This is a genomic window from Azospirillum brasilense (assembly GCF_022023855.1).
In the GTDB taxonomy this organism is placed as follows: domain Bacteria; phylum Pseudomonadota; class Alphaproteobacteria; order Azospirillales; family Azospirillaceae; genus Azospirillum; species Azospirillum brasilense_F.
Window position 1 is genome coordinate 1 of the sequence record NZ_CP059455.1, and the last position, 14,251, is coordinate 14,251.

A 14,251-nucleotide genomic window follows, 5' to 3' on the forward strand; every position below is an offset into this window, starting at 1 on the left:
TCGCCAAGAATTTTAGGTAAGGGCAACACTCCGATCACTTCCGTTTTTATTCTGATTTTTTCGCAATTGCGAGAAGTTGCTTTCTGGAGCGAGGGGGTTGAAGGGGTGTATCGCCTGCAAAGGACTGAGAAAAACCACAAATCACAAGGCGGATGCTGATGAGGTCACTGAGCAGCTCATCGTCCGTCCCGCTGGGAGCATGGAATCGGTCCGGCGCCCTTGCGACATCCCGCCGCGGCTCACGGCGTGAACAATGCCGCCGCACAGGATTGCCGCGCCATGCAGCACCCTTCGGCTTCGAGAACCGCGTTCGAGGACACTCGGTCGTTCCATCCTATCCTTTTCCGCACTGGCCCAACGGTCCTGTTTGCGCTTCCACTGGTGTTGGACGCGTAACCTAACCGTGTAACGATAGCAGGGGGAGGTGATGGCCGAGCGGTTCACGAAATCAGCGGCGCGCAACATCTTCTACGGCGGGTCGCTCTTCTTCTTCGTCACCTTCGTCGCCCTGACGATTCACAGCCACTACTACATTCGAATGACCAGCACGGACGAGGCCACGCTGTCCGACAGCGTCGCACGCGGCAAGCACGTGTGGGAGAGGAACGCCTGCATCAACTGCCACTCGCTGCTTGGTGAGGGTGCCTACTTCGCCCCGGAGCTCGGCAACGTCTGGGTCCGCTACGGCGGGCGGGAGGACGCCGAAGGCGCGCGCACGGCGCTGATCGCCTGGATGCAGTCGCAGCCCAGCGGGGTCGAGGGGCGCCGCCAGATGCCGCAGTTCAACCTGACCGACGCGGAACTCAACGACCTCGTCGACTTCCTCGAATGGACCAGCCGCATCGACACGCAAGGCTGGCCACCGAACCAAGCGGGCTGAAGGGGAGGCATGGCATGAAATACGCGACCCAACGCATCGCCTATTGGTACTTCGCCTGCGCGATGGCCCTGTTCGTCGTCCAGGTGCTGGTCGGCTCGCTCGCCGGGACCGTCTACGTCCTGCCGAACTTCCTGTCCGAGATCCTGCCCTTCAACATCCTGCGCATGATCCACACCAACGCGCTGATCGTGTGGCTCCTGCTCGGCTTTTTCGGCTCGGCCTATTACCTGATCCCGGAGGAGGCGGAGCGCGACATCGAGAGCCCGATGCTCGCCTACGCCCAATTGGCCATCCTGATGGTCGGCGCGCTGGGCGCGGTGGTCGGCTACACGCTGGGCATCCACGAGGGGCGCGAGTTCCTCGAACAGCCGCTGTGGGTGAAGATCGGCATCGTCGTCGCGGCGTTGATCTTCCTCTACAACGTCTCGCTGACCGTGATCAAAGGCCGCAGGACGGCGATCACCAACGTCCTCCTGCTCGGGCTGTGGGGAATCGCGGTCTTCTTCCTGTTCGCCTTCTACAACCCGACCAACCTCGCGCTGGACAAGCTGTACTGGTGGTACGTCGTCCATCTGTGGGTCGAGGGCGTGTGGGAACTGGTGATGGCCTCTGTCCTCGCCTTCCTGGTCATCAAGATGACCGGCGTCGACCGCGAGGTCGTGGAGAAGTGGCTCTACGCCATCGTCGGCCTCGCCCTCTTCTCCGGCCTGCTGGGCACCGGCCACCATTACTACTGGATTGGTGCTCCGGGTTATTGGCAGTGGATCGGCTCGCTGTTCTCCACGCTGGAGGTCGCGCCCTTCTTCGCCATGGTCGTGTTCGCCTTCACCATGGCCTGGAAGGGGCGGCGCGACCACCCGAACAAGGCCGCTTTCCTGTGGACGCTCGGCACCCCGGTGATGGCCTTCTTCGGTGCTGGCGTGTGGGGCTTCATGCACACGCTGTCCTGGGTCAACTACTACAGCCACGGCACCCAGGTCACCGCGGCGCACGGGCACCTTGCCTTCTTCGGAGCCTACGTGATGCTGAACCTCGCGATCATCAGCTACGCCCTGCCGAGCCTGCGCGGCCGCGCGCCTTACAACCAGGTGCTCAACATGTGGAGCTTCTGGATCATGACCTCGGCCATGGCCTTCATGACCTTCACGCTGACCTTCGCGGGCGTCGTGCAGGTCCATCTGCAGCGCGTGCTGGGCATGACCTACATGGAGGTCCAGGAGCAGCTGGCCTTGTTCTACTGGATGCGCCTGGGTTCCGGCATCTTCGTGGTCATCTCGGTGCTCATGTTCGTCTATGCGGTGTTCGGACCGGCGCGCGGGCGGGTGCCCGCGCGCACCCAGCCCTCCGTCGCGCCGGCCGAGTGATGGCGGAGGAGACGTCCTCCCAGCATGGGACGGCGGGCGGCGCCGTCCCCTTCTACGCTCCCACCGGCAACGAGGTGGCGTTGTTCGAGCATGCCCACCGCAACCGTCTGCCGCTGTTGCTCAAGGGGCCTACCGGCTGCGGGAAGACCCGCTTCGTCGCGCACATGGCCGCAAGGCTGGGGCGTCCGCTCCACACGGTGTCCTGCCACGACGACCTGACCGCCGCCGACCTGACCGGCCGCTACCTGCTCAAAGGCGGCGACACGGTCTGGACCGACGGCCCGTTGACCCGCTCGGTGCGCGAAGGCGCGATCTGCTACCTCGACGAGGTGGTCGAGGCGCGCAAGGACGTCACCGTGGTGCTGCACCCGCTGACTGACGACCGCCGCCTGCTGCCCCTGGAGCGCACCGGCGAATTGCTGGAGGCCCCGGCGGCGTTCATGCTGGTCGTCTCCTACAACCCCGGCTACCAGAACATCCTGAAATCGTTGAAGCCCAGCACGCGCCAGCGCTTCGTCGCCATCGAGTTCGGCTTCCCGAAGCCCGATGCCGAAACCGGGATCGTCGTCCAGGAAAGCGGGCTGCCCGCAGACCGGGTCGCTCCGCTGGTGCGGCTTGGCAATGCCCTGCGCGCTCTCAAGGGGCAGGATCTTGAGGAAGGAGTGTCGACCCGGCTGTTGGTGTATTGCGCCTCCTTGATCCGCGACGGCATGCCTCGCGACGAGGCGATCCTGGCGTCGATGATCGAGCCGCTCACCGACGACCCGGAGGTCAAGAAGGCGCTGCTTCGGGTCGCCGAACTCACGCTGGGATGATCGCATGGCCTCCATCTGGGAACCCGAGGAGTTCGTCGGAGCCCTGTGGCACCGTCTGGTCGGTGACGCCGCGTCCTACCCGCGTCATCCCGACGCCGCGGTTCGCCTGGACGCGATGCGGGCGCGCCTCGGCGTGCTGTTTCGGGCGCTCGGCGGCCCCGGTGCCGTTCGCATCGCCGGGACCTCCGCCGAAACCTCCGGGCATCGCCTCGGTTTGAAGCAGCGTCTTGGTCTCGGGACGGAAAAGCTGGAGCGCGCCCGCTACGACGGCGTCACCCTCCAGCTTCCCGACCGCGTCGATGTCTTCCCCTCCCGCGAGGACAACGCGGCGCTCTACGAATGGCTCGCCATTTTTTTCGTCCAGGCCGAACCGCCTCCGGCGATGCCCGACGACCCGCTGCAGGCCGACCTCGTCCGCCTGCGTTCGGCCCGTCGGGCCACGCAACGGGCGCTCGATGAATGGCCGGGTCTGCGCCCGCTGCACGTCCGGCTCTGCCAAGCCATGCGCGCGGCCCGGCCCAAACGGCGGCTGCCCGGACAGGAGGCCGCCGTCGAGGCACTCGTTGGAACGCTCATCGGCAGCGGCGGCCCAGCCGATCCGGACCTGCTGGCCGCGGTCACCGACGCGACGGTCCCGCTCGACCGCTTCCGCGCCGCCTCCGGCTATCGGCCCTTCCTGCCGGTGCCGCTGTGGGGCGAGGTGTCCGCACCACCGGAGGGCGCCGCTTCCCCCGAGACGGATGAGGAGGGCGGCGCCGGGGCCGAAGGCGACGGCAAGCGCCGCAGGGCCAAGCGCCGCGACAACGACCAGACCCGGCGCGACGACCCGCTGATGCTGAACCGCTTCGAGAAGATTCTCGGGCTGGCGGAGATGGTCAATCTCAATCGCAAGGTTGAGGACGACGACGAGGAAAGCGCGCGCAAGGCCGCGGAGGACTTGGACGAGATCTCGGTGGGTCAGCACGAGCGCAAGGCGTCGACCAAGCTCAAGCTCGACCTCGATCTGGCCTCCGAGGACGCCGACGTCGCGCCATTGCGGGCGGAAATCACCTATCACGAGTGGGACTGGAAACGCCGTCTCTATCATCCCGACCATTGCCGCGTGATCGCCGAGCCGGCCGCGCTGGAGGGGGAGGAGTGGCGGCCCGACGACAACGCGCTGCGCCGCATCCGCCTGGTCCGCCGCCAGTTCGAGGCGATGCGGCCGCGCCGCCAAATGATGACCGGGCAGCCCGACGGTGATGACCTCGACCTGTCGGCTCTGGTCCGCTCGGTCGCCGACCGGTGCGCAGGCGGCATCGGATCGGATCGGGTCTACACGGCGGTGCGCAACGTCGCCCGCGACCTGTCAGTGTGCGTGCTGGTCGACGTCTCGCTGTCCACCGACAGCTGCATCGAGGATCGGCGCGTGCTCGACGTCGAGAAGGAGGCTCTGCTGGCGTTGACGCACGGGCTGACCGCCTGCGGCGACGAGCACGCCATCCTCACCTTCACCTCGCACCGGCGCCACCGGGTGGACATGCGCACCGTAAAGGACTTCGAGGAGCGGTTGGACGCCCGCGTCGTGCGCCGCATCCAGGCGCTCAAGCCGGGCAGCTACACACGTATGGGAGCGGCGCTGCGCCACGCGACGGCCCTTCTCAAGGACCGCCCGCACACACACCGGCTTCTGCTGGTGCTGACGGACGGCAAACCGAACGACACGGACCATTACGAGGGCCGCTACGCCATCGAGGACACGCGCGTGGCGGTGCAGGAGGCGCGCCGTGCCGGATTGCGGCTGTTCGGCGTCACGGTGGACGAGAAGGGGCGCGATTACCTGCCCTACATCTTCGGCCCCGGCGCCTACGCCATCTTCCCGCACGCCGCCCGCCTGCCCGCGGCGCTGCCCGCCATCTACCGCCAGCTGACCGGCTGAACGCTCAAGAAACAGGAGGCATCATGCTCAGGATCATCCTTGCCGCCATCCTCGGAGCCGTCCTGGTGTCCGGCTCTCCCTGGGCGCAGGTCAACATCCGGCCGGACACTACGCCCCGCCTGCCGCCGCAACCGGGGCAGTCCCTGCCCGTCGAGGATGCGCATTTCCTCAAGGAGGCGGCCGCGGCCAGCCAGAGGCAGGCGGAGCTCGGGCGTCTTGCGGCGGAGAAGGGGCCGGACGAGGCGTTCAAGACTCTGGCCAAAGGAATTGCGGAGACCCACACCACTTTGGGCGAGTCCCTGAAGCGGCTTTCTTCGGCCCGCCCCCTGCCGCCGGCTGACCAGTTGAAGCCGGAGCGCGCTGACGCCTTCGGTGCCGCTGGGGCGGTGACCAACCCGGCGAACGCCCAGGAGGGCATGACGCCGGACGCCGTCAAGGCGCTGTCCGGGGCGTCGGGCGATGCCTTCGCCAAGGGCTACATTGAGGCGCAGCTTCGCATTCATGACCGCATCGTCGACCTCTACCAGACCGAGGCGTCGAACACGCCGGACCGCGAGCTTGCCACCTTCGCGATCACCAGTCTGGTGTCCATCCAGAAGGACCGCGACGCCCTGCGGCAGATGGCCGGCCGCTTCGGGATCAGCGCTCCGGCCACGGGCCAGCCGGTCCAGTATGGCGATCCGACCAAGGCCCGTTGAGGCCGGCGGCCGCCATGGCGAACGGTGCGCCGCCGGTGACCGGGCAGTTTTCGTGCGTTTGCCCCTGGGCAAAGACGGCGACAACGCCTCATGTCATGATCCCCTCCGGTCATCATTCCAAGGACAAGCGAGGCGGACATGACGGAAACGCAACCACAGCCGGCAGCGCTGCTCGGAACCCAGGTTGCCGAGGTGGACGGAGCTGGGGATCTCGTGTTTGACGCCGCGATCGTGGGGTCGCTCCTCGGCCTCGAACCGGGCGCCTTCATGGAAGAACTGAAGAAGGGCATGGTCCATCAGGTTCATGAACAGGGAACGGGTGTGGACCATGGTCGGAGGCGGGTGACCTTCCGCTACCGGGCACGGCAATCGGTGCTGGTTCTGGACGCGCAGGGCCATGCACTTCATGTTGCATGAGGTCGAGGTGGATGGGAGGGCGCGAAGAGCGCGGCCATGTGAGCGGCGTGAGCCCGGACGACGGGTCCGTCGATCAAGGACCTCTGTTCAACCCCACACGGCAACCCGATCGTCGCGGCTTCACGGCGGTCGTCCCCTGACGATGCCAGGGTTGGGTCAGTAATCCCGATCCGGGTGATCGGACCAGTCGCCCAGATTCATCACGGCGACAGCCATCGCCACACCGCCAAACGTTCCGCAAACCGAGCCGAAGAGCAGGATGAAACCGATCAGCCAGTAGTCGGAGCCAAGGAGCAGTGTACGGAGACTGGCGACATCCAGCGCGAGAAGGCCGAGGCAAACGACAACGCCGGCCACGACCCCAATCGCCAGATGGGTCAATAGGAATGACACCAGATTATGCTTCTGCAAGAAAGCGGAGCGCCGTGGATTTCGAGGCATTACAGTGACTCCCTGCAGAGCAAAGGCGCATGGTGGCAATTGGAAGGCAGCATGCGCCGCGCCCTTGGCGGTCCCCCTGAACTGAATCGGCGCACGCCCTGAAACCTCATACGGCAAGCAGTTCGTCCGCTGGGCCAAAGAACTCGTAATGGATGCTGCCCAATGGCACACCCCGGCCGGCGAGGCCGCCGACCATAGCGCGCAGGAACGGTCGAGGGCCACACAGATAGTAGGCCGCCTCCTGCGTCGGGGTGTTGGCCACGATCCAATCCATGCTGATGAAACCTCGCTCATCGTAGTCGCGCCCCTGAACGTCGGCCGGGTCAGGGGCGTTGTAATAGGTGCGCAGCGTGATGTTGCGAGCCTGAGCGGCCAGTGCCCGGGAATGATCGCGCATCGCATGAACGCGGCCGTTCTCGGCGCCGTGGATGTACCAGGTCGGCCGGCCATCGCCGGAACCGACAATGCTCTCCAGCATGCTCATCATCGGGGTCAGCCCGACGCCGCCGCTCAGCAGAACGACCGGCCCGGCGGAAGCCTCGTCGAGGAAGAATTCGCCGGCCGGAGGCGCCACCTTCAGCACCGTGCCCGGCTTGACGTGATCGTGCAGCCAGTTGGAGGCCAGCCCCGCCGGCCTGCCCGAGCCCTCCTCCCGCTTGACGCTGATGCGGTAGGACCGGGAATCCGGAGCGGAGGAGATGGAATAGTTGCGCTTCAGCACACCGGCTCCCGGCATATCCAGCGCAAAGGTCAGATACTGACCGGGGCGGTGGCGGATCACACCGCGCCCGTCCGCCGGAACCAGGATGAAGGAGCGGATGATGTCGCTCTCCGGCGTCACGCTCTCCACCGTGAAGTCGCGCCAGCCGTTCCATCCGCCCGGCGCCGTGGCGAGCCCGGCGTAGACGCTGGCCTCCCGCGCTTTGAGCACGTCCGCCAGAAACCAATAGGCCTCGCCCCAGGCGTCGAGGACCTCGTCGGTCGCGGCGTCGCCCAGCACGTCCTTGATTGCGCCGAGCAGGGCATCGGCGACATAGGGGTAATGTTCGGGCAGGATGTTCAGCCCGACATGCTTCTGCGTGATCCGCTCCACCCGCGAGGCCAGCACACCCAGGTTGTCGATGTTGCGGCCATAGGCGATGATTGCCGCCGTCAGCGCCTTGGACTGCGACCCGGTCTCGCCATGATGAGATTGATTGAACAGGTCGCGGATTTCCGGGGTGCGGAACAATCGCTGATACATGCGGTCGGTGACCGCGGTGCCGCCTTTCTCCAGGACGGGAACCGTGGCCTTGACGATGTCGATGGTTCGGTTGCTGAGAGCCTCCGCCATGAATTGTCTCCGTGCTGCAATGGCGATTCAACCATCCGCCAATTCAACCGGTTCCGGCAAATTCCCCGGAACCGGACCGACCTCAAAAGGTTACGATTGCCCAGGCATAGGTCGTCAACGGCGCTGGAGTTCCTGCTGCGGAAGCGGCTTCCATGCGCTATATTTCGGGGTACGAAGCGCTCGTCCGCTTCTTCACGCCAAGGACTGTTGGCGTAACGAACCGCCTGGGAACCGTGGCTGATGCCCGCTGCCGATACCGATGCCCTGCAACCGTCCGCCCTGCGCGATGCCGACCATCTGACGGCGCTCGTCGATCTCAACGAACGCCTGTTCTTTGCCCATGACCTGCCGGCCGTGGTCTCCATCCTCCGGGCGGCCGCGCGCCGCCTGACCGGCGCCGACGGCGTCACCATCGTGCTGCGCGATGGCGACCTGTGCCATTACGTTGAGGAGAACGCGATCAGCCCGCTGTGGAAGGGGCAGCGGTTTCCCATGGGCACGTGCATCTCGGGCTGGGCCATGCTGACCGGGCAACCGGCGGTCATTCCGGACATCTACGCCGATCCGCGCATTCCACACGAAGCCTATCGCCCCACCTTCGTGCGCAGCCTCGTGATGGTGCCGGTCGGCGCGCCAGAGCCCATCGCCGCCATTGGTGCCTATTGGGCAGCGCGGCACACGCCCGACACGGGCACCGTCACCCTCCTGTTGGCGATCGCCCGATCGGCGGCCCTGGCGCTGTCCAACGTCCGCCTGCTTGAATCGTTGCAGGAGGCGGCCGAAGCCGCACGGACGCAGGCCAAGGAACTGGCGCGGGCCAACACGGCGCGCACCCGGCTCCTTGCGACGTTGAACCATGACCTGCGCCAACCGGTCCATGCCCTGACCCTCGCCACCCACGCCCTGTCGTCCCGGGTCACAGACCGCGGGGAAATCTACGTGTCGACGATGAAGCACTGCCTGGGCGTGGTGAAGCGACTGATGGATGGCGTGCAGGATCTGGTGGGGATGGACGACGGCACGATCGCCGTCCGGATCGAAGACGTCCCGTTGGACGATCTGATGACGCACGCCACAGCGACGTTCCAACTGGCCGCCGCAGCCAAGGGGCTCGACTGGCGCATGGAAGGGAGTGGCAGAGGGGTGACGGTGCGCACGGACCGGCTGCTTGCGTCGCGCATTCTCCACAACCTTATCGACAACGCCATCAAGTACACCGACCGCGGGGAAATCCGAATTGTTTGCCGCACTGCCGGCGGCAAGGTATGGGTCGACGTCTCCGATACCGGCCGAGGCATCCCGGAGAGTTCCCTGGCCGACATTTTCGAAGAGTTCTACCGCATCGAAGCCGGAGATGAGGTCGTTGGCCTGGGCCTTGGCCTGTCCATCGTGAAGACGCTGGCGGATCACCTCGGCTATCCGATCACGGTGGAATCCCGCCCAGGGGCGGGAACAACGATCAGCGTCGCCCTGCCAGTGGCTGGTTCTGTCGCACGTCCATAGGCGGGCGAGCGAGAGCCCTTGCCCGAGGGGGCACCGTGACCAGCGTCAGCGGCCAGCCACTAACCCGCTCGAAGGGGTATCGCAGAAATGCTGCTGGATGGCCGCGATGGCGCTCATGTCTGCAAGGAGAGCCGCGACGCAGTCCGGATTGAAACTTCCGGGCCGCCTGCTTCCAGAGGAAAGCCGCCGCGGCCTCGTTCGTCCACGCTCCCTTGTAGGGACGTTCCGACGTGAGCGCGTCGAACACGTCGGCGACCGCGACAATGCGCGCTTCCAGTGGAATGGCCACGCGGAAAGGCCGTTGGGATGCTCCCAGAACGCGCTTGGCGGCATGATCAATGGGCATGCCCTTGCCGTGCACAAAGCGAAGGCGTTTCCACAACGGCGTGATACGAGCAGGACGGCCTTTTCCAAACCCGATGCGGATCGAACCAACTCAGCGACAAGGTTGGATCAACTGCCGAGAAGCTCCTGCACAGCGGCAAGGAGTTGATTGGAGGCGACGGGTTTGCGGAGGAATGCCACACCGAGGGCCGTGGCGTGGCGTTCGCTGTCAGACCCCGTATCCCCGGTCAGAATGATGCCGGGTATCGGATGGCCAGCCTGTGCGCGGATGGAGGCGACGGCGTCCGTTCCGACTTCGCCTCCTCGCAGTCGATAATCCGCGACGACAAGGTCCGGCGCACGCGGCATGTCTCGCAGACCTTCGAGAGCCTGCGCCGCGGACCCGGCGATGACGACCTCGTAGCCCCACTCCATGAACAATGTCCGCAACCCGGAGAGCACGATCACGTCGTCATCGATCAGAACAGCCAAACGCCGTTGCCCGTCGGCCGTTACAACCGGCTTGGGCCGGGGCGGACTTGTCCCCGCGGCGCTCGCAAGGGGGACATCGACCGCAAAGGTCGATCCACGCCCCGGTTCGGAGCGTACGGTCACCGGGTGATCAAGCAGTTGGGAGAGCCGCTGCACGATGGCAAGCCCCAGACCCAACCCTTGGCTCCGGTCGCGTTCCGGGTTGTTGACCTGATGGAACTCTTCGAACACCCGACCCATCTGCTCGGCGGATATGCCGATTCCACTGTCGTGAACCTGGATGCTCACGCGGTCGGGAGCGATGTCGCAGACGACCCGCACATAGCCTTCAGGGGTGTAGCGCAAAGCATTCTCGACCAGATTGCGCAATATGCGACCGAGCAGCACCGGATCGCTTCGCACCGCCAGAGTTGGTCCGGGGTCGGTGACATGGAGTTCCAGACCCTTGCTCGCCGCGATCGGTGAATAAGCGGCTCGCATCTCATCCAGCAGCGACGCAAGCGGCATGTCACGGACCTGAGGCACAATCGTTCCGACATCCAAGCGAGAAACGTCGAGCAGGCTGTCGAGCAGGGCCTTCAACGTGTCCAAGGCACGCTCCAGGGCCATCAACGAGCGGCGGCCCCGGTCCTCGAGGGCATGAGACTGCAAAACGCCAGCGAACAGCAAAGCCGACTGGAGCGGTTGCCGCAAATCGTGGCTGGCGGCGGCCAGAAATCTGGACTTGGACTGGTTGGCTTCATCGGCCAGGGTCTTGGCATCCCGTAGAGCCTGCTCCATTGCCCGACGCTCGGAGACGTCCATGTTCATGCCGCTCAGGCGGACTGGACGACCGCTGCCATCATGTTCCGCCCGCCCCACTCCCAGTAACCAGCAGACCCCCTTTCCCGGATGCGAAATGCGAAACTCCGCCTGGTAAACCGGCCGCCGGCCTTCGAGCACGTCCTGCACGGCCTGCCGCAACACCGGGTGATCGTCCGCAACAACCAGGTCGTAGAACGCGGGTTCACTGGGGTGGAACGTCGTCGGATCGACACCCAACAGACGGTACATGCCGTCCGACCAGGTCACGACGCCAGTGCGGAGATCAAGATCCCACAGACCGGCGTTTGCGGCGTTCAAGGCAATGGCGAGATTACGTTCGCTCCGCTGCAAGGCCGCCTCCACGGACTTGCGCTCGGTGATGTCGATGTTCAGGCCGCTCATGCGCAACGGCGTGCCGTCCGTGTCGTAGTGGACACGTCCGGTGGATAACACCCATCGGACCGCCCCATCCGGGAGCATGATGCGGTATTCCAGTACGAGATAGGGCTTCCGCTCACCGAAGAGCTGCGCCTGAGCCGCGGCCGTGATGGTTTCGACATCGTCCGGTTTCACTGTACGGAGCCAGGACTCCAAGCAGGGAGCATCGCTCTCCGGGTCCAAGCCGAACAGGCGATAACTGCCCTCCGACCAGTGCCCGCGCCCAGTGCGCAAATCCCAGTCGAAACTGCCGGCCTGAGCCGACTGCAGGGCCAAGCTGAGGCGTTCGTTGCTTGCCCGAAGTTCCTCTTCGGCCATCGTCCGTCGGGAAATGTCCAACAGATGGACGGTCAGGCCCCTCGGGGTGGGAAACGCTCGGAGCCAGAACCAGCGGCCGGTCTGCGGACCGCGGAATTCGACGTCCACCGGAACCCGTTCGGTCATGGCCCTGCGCAACTCATCCGCCAGTTGGCCTTCGGCGAGTTCGGGAAAAGCGTCCCACAGCCGCATGCCGAGCAGGTCGCGGCCTTGAGCGACCAGGGTCCTGGCCATGTCGTTGAGTCCGAGGAATCGCCAGTCCCGATCGAACTCGATGATGCCATCCACGGTGTTGGCCAGCAACACGCTGACTTTGCGGGCGGAGTGCTGGGCCTCTTCGCGCACTCTCAGAAAACGGCGTATACCCCACAGGGCGCCGAGGCCCGTGGTCAGGAGCAGCCCAAGAAAGATGGCCACGGTCCAGAAGGTTGCGGTGTGGATGGGACGCATCGCCGTCGCTTTGTCGAGCCCGACGTGCAGATACAGACCCCGGGCACCCGACGTTGCCGGTGAATAGGCAAACACCCGTGGCCGACCGTCCATCCCCGCCAATTCAACCACACCTTTGGTCGCCTCGCGCAACAAAGCACCGAACGGTTCCGGCAACAAGCGGCCGGCCAGTTCCGGTGCGTCAGGGATGGTTGCGAGAACCGTTCCGTCACGGTCGGCGACAAGGAGACAGGTGTTGTCCGGCAAAGAGTCCTGTGTGAGGGACTCCCGCAGCCAAGCGGTGTCGAGAAGTGCCGCAATCACTCCATGATAATCTCCATCCTCCCGGCGATGGGCACGGGCGAAGGGAATGGCGGGTTGTCCCGTGATCGGCGATCGCATGGACTGGCCTGTGACGATGCCATCGGTGCTCGCCGCATCCTGGAGGAGCCGACCTGCAATCACCCGCCCCACCGTCATGGAGTCCGTCGAGCACCATACGGCACCGTTCGCGTCGGAAATTTCCATTGCCATGTAGCTCGGATACTTGGCCCTGATCCGGGACATGACCTCCTGGCAGGCCGTGGCGTCCATACTCCCCACCCCCGCTTCGGTAAGAGCGAACAGGATGTGATGGATGTCCTGTATGATCCGTCTTTGTTCCGCGTCCACAAGGTCGAGAAAGTGGCTGGCATCCTGTCGAAGCTCGGCCTCACGGGCCGTATGAAGCTGCATGATCGGAAAGAGCTCGAACGCCAGCAACGGAGCAGCGATGAGCAGGAGGAATGACAGCAGGCGGTTGGCTTTTTTACGAGGCGCTCGCTTCTGTAAGGACTTCAGCAATTCCTGTCTCCAAGGGCCGCCCTTTTCTTCCCTGGAGCATTATACAAAAATACACCGGTATGTGATTAGATAAAAATGCGGCCGCCTAAAGGATAGGCATCGGCGTATGCCTTGAGGCAGAGCTGTCAGTCCTATCATAAACCGTCTCTACTGCTTTCCCGCACTCCATCCGGAAAAACCCCTTCCTGTGAAAATCAATTTTCACTCCTGCAGGCTCGCAGAACTTTTTTGAGCAATTGTTTTGCTTCCCAGCGCTGGATTATATTTCCATGGCGCAGCACCATCTCGGCGTAATTCTTCGCCATAGAGGAAAAACACAGAATGCCTTCTTTTTGGGCAGCCTCGTCGGAGCATGCATACTGAGCCTGACGGAGGCATAAGTAAGCGGTCCGGCACCCATCGAGCGCTATGCTTGGCGGAAAATCGACCATCGTGCCGAGCCTCGTAGAAGTAATATTGAACAAATTTTGCGCAAGATAACCAGGATGGTGGCGAACGATTCAGCGTGATTCGCGTTTTCAGATGAGTGACCTCATGATTGCTACCTCTTGAGCTGCAACGCTGACCATCGCCCCGCCGCGAACCGCTCGTGATGAGCAGCTGCCTGTGAAGGCGCCTATTCAACTCCGGCGCATCGGGTGGTTCCCGCGAAAGAGCGTCGCATGATCAGACCATAGGCACCAAGCGGTGGTCCGGCCAGGACTCGGACTCAAGAGCTATCACACCGCTCGGCAGACCATCGCCGGCGAACAGATCGTCGCCATAGTCCGTTACGGGCAGGTCGCCGCTGCTCCCATCAACACCATACCGGCCCCGTCGCCCTTCATCGAGGCCCTGTTCGGCGCGATCACCTGACGGCGCCGATACCGCGGTCCCGCGTGCCCACCATCCGATGTGCGACCGAATCCGATGAAGTCCAGCTGCTTTTGACGACGATCAAGGCTGCCCGTTCTCCACGCTCGCAGCATCCATATCGCGCCCGAACCACCAACCGATTCGACGGAAGCGACAGTGCCAATGAATGAAGCCCAAATCGGACTGCTGATCGTCTCGCCGCTGCTGGTCGGCATGGTTGTACTGTTGTATCGCCAGGGTGTTATGACGCGAAGCGGCGCAGCGCTCGCCGCGCTGGCTTCAGTCGGCACGGTCGCGTGGCTCTTCTTTACTCAGTAAATTGTATCCGTTTTCGAGATGACAACGACAGGGGGAATGGTGGTTGCCCTCGTCAGAACGC

12 protein-coding genes and 1 pseudogene are annotated in these 14,251 nt (G+C 64.4%); 9 read left to right on the plus strand and 4 right to left on the minus strand.

The features are described 5' to 3' along the window. Window positions 1–427: 427 nt before the first annotated feature. From H1Q64_RS33335 to H1Q64_RS33360, 6 genes are all read left to right on the plus strand, one after another. Complete coding sequence (locus H1Q64_RS33335; protein ID WP_174436167.1) at window positions 428–880, plus strand: c-type cytochrome; 453 nt, start codon at window positions 428–430, stop codon at window positions 878–880. A 14-nt stretch (window positions 881–894) separates the two neighbouring features. Further along, on the plus strand, window positions 895–2,244 hold the full coding sequence (locus H1Q64_RS33340) for a cbb3-type cytochrome c oxidase subunit I (protein WP_174436168.1): 1,350 nt from the start codon (window positions 895–897) through the stop codon (window positions 2,242–2,244). Then, window positions 2,244–3,059 carry a CbbQ/NirQ/NorQ/GpvN family protein gene (locus tag H1Q64_RS33345; RefSeq protein WP_174436169.1) on the plus strand — a complete coding sequence of 272 codons (816 nt, stop codon included), beginning with the start codon at window positions 2,244–2,246 and terminating at the stop codon, window positions 3,057–3,059. The genes H1Q64_RS33340 and H1Q64_RS33345 overlap by 1 nt, the downstream gene beginning before the upstream one ends. Window positions 3,060–3,063: 4 nt before the next feature. Further along, window positions 3,064–4,977 (plus strand): nitric oxide reductase activation protein NorD, encoded by a 1,914-nt coding sequence (locus H1Q64_RS33350; RefSeq protein WP_174436170.1) that lies wholly within the window; start codon window positions 3,064–3,066, stop codon window positions 4,975–4,977. A gap of 23 nt (window positions 4,978–5,000) precedes the next feature. Then, a complete protein-coding gene (locus tag H1Q64_RS33355; RefSeq protein WP_059399807.1) occupies window positions 5,001–5,675 on the plus strand; it encodes a DUF4142 domain-containing protein in 675 nt (224 codons plus the stop codon). Between the two features lie 138 nt (window positions 5,676–5,813). Then, window positions 5,814–6,092: a DUF6522 family protein gene (locus H1Q64_RS33360; RefSeq protein WP_174436171.1), complete on the plus strand. Its 279-nt coding sequence runs from the start codon at window positions 5,814–5,816 to the stop codon at window positions 6,090–6,092. Between the two features lie 156 nt (window positions 6,093–6,248). On the opposite strand, the gene H1Q64_RS33365 is transcribed toward H1Q64_RS33360, so the two are convergent. Beyond that, window positions 6,249–6,503, minus strand: a complete 255-nt coding sequence (locus H1Q64_RS33365) for a hypothetical protein (protein ID WP_035683801.1) — start codon at window positions 6,501–6,503, stop codon at window positions 6,249–6,251. A 136-nt stretch (window positions 6,504–6,639) separates the two neighbouring features. Beyond that, on the minus strand, window positions 6,640–7,866 hold the full coding sequence (hmpA, locus tag H1Q64_RS33370; RefSeq protein WP_174436172.1) for an NO-inducible flavohemoprotein: 1,227 nt from the start codon (window positions 7,864–7,866) through the stop codon (window positions 6,640–6,642). 240 nt (window positions 7,867–8,106) lie between these two features. On the opposite strand from hmpA, the gene H1Q64_RS33375 reads away from it, so the two are divergent. Continuing rightward, the gene (locus H1Q64_RS33375; RefSeq protein WP_174436173.1) at window positions 8,107–9,369 is read left to right on the plus strand and encodes a GAF domain-containing sensor histidine kinase; all 1,263 of its coding nucleotides are present in this window, start codon (window positions 8,107–8,109) and stop codon (window positions 9,367–9,369) included. A 45-nt stretch (window positions 9,370–9,414) separates the two neighbouring features. Here the strand turns inward: H1Q64_RS33375 and H1Q64_RS33380 are convergent. Together H1Q64_RS33380 and H1Q64_RS33385 are read right to left on the minus strand one after the other, a co-directional pair. Further along, window positions 9,415–9,655, minus strand: a pseudogene (locus H1Q64_RS33380) (HD-GYP domain-containing protein); the annotation flags it as partial. 167 nt (window positions 9,656–9,822) lie between these two features. After that, window positions 9,823–13,017, minus strand: a complete 3,195-nt coding sequence (locus H1Q64_RS33385; RefSeq protein WP_237908323.1) for a PAS domain-containing protein — start codon at window positions 13,015–13,017, stop codon at window positions 9,823–9,825. 687 nt (window positions 13,018–13,704) lie between these two features. Here H1Q64_RS33385 and H1Q64_RS33390 point away from each other — a divergent pair. Continuing rightward, window positions 13,705–13,872 carry a hypothetical protein gene (locus H1Q64_RS33390; RefSeq protein WP_158282575.1) on the plus strand — a complete coding sequence of 56 codons (168 nt, stop codon included), beginning with the start codon at window positions 13,705–13,707 and terminating at the stop codon, window positions 13,870–13,872. Between the two features lie 162 nt (window positions 13,873–14,034). Beyond that, on the plus strand, window positions 14,035–14,190 hold the full coding sequence (locus H1Q64_RS33395; protein ID WP_199230072.1) for a hypothetical protein: 156 nt from the start codon (window positions 14,035–14,037) through the stop codon (window positions 14,188–14,190). Window positions 14,191–14,251 lie beyond the last annotated feature (61 nt).

Excerpts from the sequence above, each read along its gene's own strand:
- H1Q64_RS33360 (WP_174436171.1), top strand. The coding sequence starts at position 5,814 with ATGACGGAAACGCAACCACAGCCGGCAGCGCTGCTCGGAACCCAGGTT.
- H1Q64_RS33345 (WP_174436169.1), top strand. The coding sequence starts at position 2,244 with ATGGCGGAGGAGACGTCCTCCCAGCATGGGACGGCGGGCGGCGCCGTC.
- H1Q64_RS33355 (WP_059399807.1), top strand. The coding sequence starts at position 5,001 with ATGCTCAGGATCATCCTTGCCGCCATCCTCGGAGCCGTCCTGGTGTCC.
- H1Q64_RS33395 (WP_199230072.1), top strand. The coding sequence starts at position 14,035 with ATGAATGAAGCCCAAATCGGACTGCTGATCGTCTCGCCGCTGCTGGTC.
- H1Q64_RS33335 (WP_174436167.1), top strand. The coding sequence starts at position 428 with ATGGCCGAGCGGTTCACGAAATCAGCGGCGCGCAACATCTTCTACGGC.
- H1Q64_RS33340 (WP_174436168.1), top strand. The coding sequence starts at position 895 with ATGAAATACGCGACCCAACGCATCGCCTATTGGTACTTCGCCTGCGCG.
- H1Q64_RS33350 (WP_174436170.1), top strand. The coding sequence starts at position 3,064 with ATGGCCTCCATCTGGGAACCCGAGGAGTTCGTCGGAGCCCTGTGGCAC.
- H1Q64_RS33375 (WP_174436173.1), top strand. The coding sequence starts at position 8,107 with ATGCCCGCTGCCGATACCGATGCCCTGCAACCGTCCGCCCTGCGCGAT.
- hmpA (WP_174436172.1), bottom strand. The coding sequence starts at position 7,866 with ATGGCGGAGGCTCTCAGCAACCGAACCATCGACATCGTCAAGGCCACG.